The following is a 256-nucleotide window of genomic DNA, read 5'->3' on the forward strand; positions in this document are numbered from 1 at the left end:
GCATCGAGCCACTGCCCGCCGATCCCGAGCGCCCCTACGTGCCGGAAGGCGCGCAACGCTCGCACGTCTGATTTTTCAATAAGGCACCGAATCATGTCGACAGCTATCGCCGCGCACGCCGCCATCCGCCTTCATCCGAACGACGACGTGATCATTGCGACGCGCCAGCTCGTGTCGGGCACGCGCATCGAAACCGAGGACCTGGTCGTGACGGGTCTGATTCCGCCCGGCCACAAGATCGCGACGCGCGCGATCG

1 pseudogene is annotated in these 256 nt (G+C 65.2%); it reads left to right on the plus strand.

Going from position 1 to position 256, the window contains the following annotated elements:
* Window positions 1-93: 93 nt before the first annotated feature.
* Window positions 94-256: pseudogene (locus SB753_RS39165) on the plus strand (altronate dehydratase); the annotation flags it as partial.

Origin of the sequence: Paraburkholderia sp. SIMBA_053 (genome assembly GCF_046534895.1) — a bacterium.
Classification (GTDB): domain Bacteria; phylum Pseudomonadota; class Gammaproteobacteria; order Burkholderiales; family Burkholderiaceae; genus Paraburkholderia; species Paraburkholderia caledonica.